Consider the following 5,672-nt stretch of genomic DNA (forward strand, 5'->3'; position numbering starts at 1 on the left):
TTGATTGATATTTTGGTAGAGTAGATGAAGTTTTAAAAATATCTAAATTACATGTTGACTTTTAAGAGATTGAGAGTAATATAGCCGACCTAGCTTGCTGCTGACGAAGCAGTAAGAAGATCATTAAGAATATAGAAGAACAACTTGTGTGGATTTTTACTGATTAATTGATCGAAATATTATCATTAATTGATTGGTTTAAATTACTCGAAGTTTATTTGAGAGAATTTGTCAGAAAATTGATGAGCCAGAATTGGCACCTTGTCTTTAATAAGGTGCAAAATGATTTTAACTGAAGAGTTTGATCATGGCTCAGATTGAACGCTGGCGGCAGGCTTAACACATGCAAGTCGAGCGGGGGAAGGTGCTTCGGTACTGACCTTAGCGGCGGACGGGTGAGTAATGCTTAGGAATCTGGCTATTAGTGGGGGACAACGTTTCGAAAGGGACGCTAATACCGCATACGTCCTACGGGAGAAAGCAGGGGATCTTCGGACCTTGCGCTAATAGATGAGCCTAAGTCGGATTAGCTAGTTGGTGGGGTAAAGGCCTACCAAGGCGACGATCTGTAGCGGGTCTGAGAGGATGATCCGCCACACTGGGACTGAGACACGGCCCAGACTCCTACGGGAGGCAGCAGTGGGGAATATTGGACAATGGGGGGAACCCTGATCCAGCCATGCCGCGTGTGTGAAGAAGGCCTTATGGTTGTAAAGCACTTTAAGCGAGGAGGAGGGTACTGGTATTAATACTACCAGCTACTGGACGTTACTCGCAGAATAAGCACCGGCTAACTCTGTGCCAGCAGCCGCGGTAATACAGAGGGTGCGAGCGTTAATCGGATTTACTGGGCGTAAAGCGTGCGTAGGCGGCTAATTGAGTCGGATGTGAAATCCCCGAGCTTAACTTGGGAATTGCATTCGATACTGGTTAGCTAGAGTGTGGGAGAGGATGGTAGAATTCCAGGTGTAGCGGTGAAATGCGTAGAGATCTGGAGGAATACCGATGGCGAAGGCAGCCATCTGGCCTAACACTGACGCTGAGGTACGAAAGCATGGGGAGCAAACAGGATTAGATACCCTGGTAGTCCATGCCGTAAACGATGTCTACTAGCCGTTGGTCTCTTTGAGGGATTAGTGGCGCAGCTAACGCGATAAGTAGACCGCCTGGGGAGTACGGTCGCAAGACTAAAACTCAAATGAATTGACGGGGGCCCGCACAAGCGGTGGAGCATGTGGTTTAATTCGATGCAACGCGAAGAACCTTACCTGGTCTTGACATAGTAAGAACTTTCCAGAGATGGATTGGTGCCTTCGGGAGCTTACATACAGGTGCTGCATGGCTGTCGTCAGCTCGTGTCGTGAGATGTTGGGTTAAGTCCCGCAACGAGCGCAACCCTTTTCCTTACTTGCCAGCATTTCGGATGGGAACTTTAAGGATACTGCCAGTGACAAACTGGAGGAAGGCGGGGACGACGTCAAGTCATCATGGCCCTTACGACCAGGGCTACACACGTGCTACAATGGTCGGTACAAAGGGTTGCTACCTAGCGATAGGATGCTAATCTCAAAAAGCCGATCGTAGTCCGGATTGGAGTCTGCAACTCGACTCCATGAAGTCGGAATCGCTAGTAATCGCGGATCAGAATGCCGCGGTGAATACGTTCCCGGGCCTTGTACACACCGCCCGTCACACCATGGGAGTTTGTTGCACCAGAAGTAGCTAGCCTAACTGCAAAGAGGGCGGTTACCACGGTGTGGCCGATGACTGGGGTGAAGTCGTAACAAGGTAGCCGTAGGGGAACCTGCGGCTGGATCACCTCCTTAACGAAAGATTGATGGTTAGTAAGAATCCACAACAAGTTGTTCTTCTTGAAGTATCTGAGGGTCTGTAGCTCAGTTGGTTAGAGCACACGCTTGATAAGCGTGGGGTCACAAGTTCAAGTCTTGTCAGACCCACCACTGCACAAGCTAAGCGCAGATGAAAGATACTTAAATGATATAAGCTGGGGACTTAGCTTAGTTGGTAGAGCGCCTGCTTTGCACGCAGGAGGTCAGGAGTTCGACTCTCCTAGTCTCCACCAAGATTACAGAACTTAGTAAGTTAAAGCTTATTAACTTCTGTGATTTAACACAGTTTAGTGTGATCTGACGAAGACACATTAATTCATTAACAGATTGGTAAAATTGAGTCTGAAATAAATTGTTCAAACTCGATTAAGTATGGATTAGCAAGAGATTGTTAATTTAATATTTAATCTGAGAACTAGCAAATTAACTGAATCAAGCGTTTTGGTATATGAATTTAGATTGAAGCTGTATGGTGCTTAAGTGCACAGTACTTCAAACTGTAATGTTGGTAATACTACTTGTAGGTATTAACGACTGTTTGGGGTTGTATAGTCAAGTAATTAAGTGCATGTGGTGGATGCCTTGGCAGTCAGAGGCGACGAAAGACGTGATAGCCTGCGAAAAGCTCCGGGGAGGCGGCAAATATCCATTGATCCGGAGATGTCTGAATGGGGGAACCCACCTACTATAAGGTAGGTATTGCATACTGAATACATAGGTATGCAAGGCGAACGAGGGGAAGTGAAACATCTCAGTACCCTTAGGAAAAGAAATCAATTGAGATTCCCTTAGTAGCGGCGAGCGAACGGGGATCAGCCCATTAAGTTATGTGTGTTTTAGCGGAAAGCTCTGGGAAGTGCTACCGTAGAGGGTGATAGTCCCGTACACGAAAGGGCACACATAATGATGACGAGTAGGGCGAGGCACGTGAAACCTTGTCTGAATATGGGGGGACCATCCTCCAAGGCTAAATACTCCTGACTGACCGATAGTGAACCAGTACCGTGAGGGAAAGGCGAAAAGAACCCCTGTGAGGGGAGTGAAATAGATCCTGAAACCGCATGCATACAAGCAGTGGGAGCCGACTAGTTCGGTGACTGCGTACCTTTTGTATAATGGGTCAGCGACTTACATTCAGTAGCAAGGTTAACCGCATAGGGGAGCCGTAGAGAAATCGAGTCTTAATAGGGCGAATAGTTGCTGGGTGTAGACCCGAAACCAGGCGATCTATCCATGAGCAGGTTGAAGGTTGGGTAACACTAACTGGAGGACCGAACCCACTGTCGTTGAAAAGCCAGGGGATGACTTGTGGATAGGGGTGAAAGGCTAATCAAGCCTGGTGATAGCTGGTTCTCCCCGAAAGCTATTTAGGTAGCGCCTCGGACGAATACCATAGGGGGTAGAGCACTGTTTCGGCTAGGGGGTCATCCCGACTTACCAAACCGATGCAAACTCCGAATACCTATGAGTACTATCCGGGAGACAGACTGCGGGTGCTAACGTCCGTAGTCAAGAGGAAAACAATCCAGACCGCCAGCTAAGGCCCCAAAATCATAGTTAAGTGGGAAACGATGTGGGAAGGCATAGACAGCTAGGAGGTTGGCTTAGAAGCAGCCACCCTTTAAAGAAAGCGTAATAGCTCACTAGTCGAGTCGGCCTGCGCGGAAGATGTAACGGGGCTAAAACTATGTGCCGAAGCTGCGGATGTAACTTTAGAGTTACGTGGTAGGGGAGCGTTCTGTAAGCCGACGAAGGTGTATTGAGAAGTATGCTGGAGGTATCAGAAGTGCGAATGCTGACGTGAGTAACGACAAAACGGGTGAAAAACCCGTTCGCCGAAAGACCAAGGGTTCCAGTCCAACGTTAATCGGGGCTGGGTGAGTCGACCCCTAAGGCGAGGCCGAAAGGCGTAGTCGATGGGAAATTGGTTAATATTCCAATACTTCTGTGTAATGCGATGAGAGGACGGAGAAGGTTAAGTCAGCCTGGCGTTGGTAGTCCAGGTGAAAGACAGTAGGCATGCATCTTAGGCAAATCCGGGGTGCTCTATGCTGAGAGTCGATATCAAGCTGTACTTGTACAGTGAAGTGGCTGATACCATACTTCCAAGAAAAGTCTCTAAGCTACAGTTACACAGGAATCGTACCCTAAACCGACACAGGTGGTCAGGTCGAGTAGACCAAGGCGCTTGAGAGAACTCTGCTGAAGGAACTAGGCAAAATGGTACCGTAACTTCGGGAGAAGGTACGCTGCTGAGGGTGATGGGACTTGCTCCCTGAGCGCTTGGCAGCCGCAGAAACCAGGCCGCTGCAACTGTTTATTAAAAACATAGCACTCTGCAAACACGAAAGTGGACGTATAGGGTGTGATGCCTGCCCGGTGCTGGAAGGTTAATTGATGGGGTTAGCGTAAGCGAAGCTCTTGATCGAAGCCCCAGTAAACGGCGGCCGTAACTATAACGGTCCTAAGGTAGCGAAATTCCTTGTCGGGTAAGTTCCGACCTGCACGAATGGCATAATGATGGCGGCGCTGTCTCCAGCAGAGGCTCAGTGAAATCGAAATCGCTGTGAAGATGCAGTGTACCCGCGGCTAGACGGAAAGACCCCGTGAACCTTTACTGCAGCTTGACACTGAACTTTGACCTTACTTGTGTAGGATAGGTGGGAGGCTATGAAATTGGGACGCCAGTTCCAATGGAGCCATCCTTGAAATACCACCCTGGTAATGTTGAGGTTCTAACTCTGTCCCGTAATCCGGGACGAGGACCGTGTCTGGTGGGTAGTTTGACTGGGGCGGTCTCCTCCTAAAGAGTAACGGAGGAGTACGAAGGTGCGCTCAGCGTGGTCGGAAATCACGCGTAGAGTATAAAGGCAAAAGCGCGCTTAACTGCGAGACCCACAAGTCGAGCAGGTACGAAAGTAGGTCTTAGTGATCCGGTGGTTCTGTATGGAAGGGCCATCGCTCAACGGATAAAAGGTACTCTGGGGATAACAGGCTGATACCGCCCAAGAGTTCATATCGACGGCGGTGTTTGGCACCTCGATGTCGGCTCATCTCATCCTGGGGCTGAAGCAGGTCCCAAGGGTATGGCTGTTCGCCATTTAAAGAGGTACGCGAGCTGGGTTTAGAACGTCGTGAGACAGTTCGGTCCCTATCTACCGTGGGCGCTGGAAATTTGAGAGGATCTGCTCCTAGTACGAGAGGACCAGAGTGGACGAACCTCTGGTGTACCGGTTGTGACGCCAGTCGCATCGCCGGGTAGCTATGTTCGGAAGGGATAACCGCTGAAAGCATCTAAGCGGGAAGCCTACCTCAAGATAAGATTTCCCTGTGACTATATGTCACCTAAAGAGCCGTTCAAGACTAGGACGTTGATAGGTTGGATGTGGAAGCATAGTGATATGTGAAGCTGACCAATACTAATTGCTCGTGAGGCTTGACTATACAACACCCAAACAGTTGTTGTATTCAAGATAAATTCGATTTAGAAAAGATCAACTCAACGTGATCTTGAACAAAACACTTGATTCAGAAAGTAAACTAGTTACAATACAGCTCAATTGCCAATCCGTTAATAACTCATTGGATCGTTAGTAAGGCACACACTGTGAAATATAATGCACAGAGTAAATAAGACCCGAACACACCACAACAGTTTGCTGGCGACAATAGCAAGAGTGAACCACCTGATCCCTTCCCGAACTCAGAAGTGAAACCTCTTCGCGCTGATGGTAGTGTGGCCTTGGCCATGTGAGAGTAAGTCATCGCCAGCTTTTAAATCTAAAGCACCCTAATCTTTAAACAGGTTAGGGTGCTTTTTTT

Annotated in this window: 2 tRNA genes and 3 rRNA genes; all 5 read left to right on the forward strand. The window is 48.4% G+C overall.

From position 1 onward, the window contains the following. The first annotated feature begins 289 nt into the window (after nt 1-289). The 5 genes from A7A69_RS08770 to rrf all read left to right on the forward strand — a co-directional run bounded on the left by A7A69_RS08770 (nt 290) and on the right by rrf (nt 5,623). Nucleotides 290-1,826, forward strand: a 16S ribosomal RNA gene (locus tag A7A69_RS08770). A 58-nt stretch (nt 1,827-1,884) separates the two neighbouring features. Continuing rightward, nucleotides 1,885-1,961 (forward strand) — tRNA-Ile (locus tag A7A69_RS08775). Between the two features lie 46 nt (nt 1,962-2,007). Then, nucleotides 2,008-2,083, forward strand: a tRNA-Ala gene (locus A7A69_RS08780). Between the two features lie 317 nt (nt 2,084-2,400). Next, nucleotides 2,401-5,294 (forward strand): 23S ribosomal RNA (locus tag A7A69_RS08785). Nucleotides 5,295-5,508: 214 nt separating this feature from the next. Then, nucleotides 5,509-5,623: ribosomal RNA gene (rrf, locus tag A7A69_RS08790) — 5S ribosomal RNA — on the forward strand. The 16S, 23S and 5S rRNA genes sit together here with 2 tRNA genes alongside, the layout of an rRNA operon. The last annotated feature ends 49 nt before the right edge of the window (nt 5,624-5,672 follow it).

This window comes from Acinetobacter guerrae, from assembly GCF_009372255.1.
Taxonomy (GTDB): domain Bacteria; phylum Pseudomonadota; class Gammaproteobacteria; order Pseudomonadales; family Moraxellaceae; genus Acinetobacter; species Acinetobacter guerrae.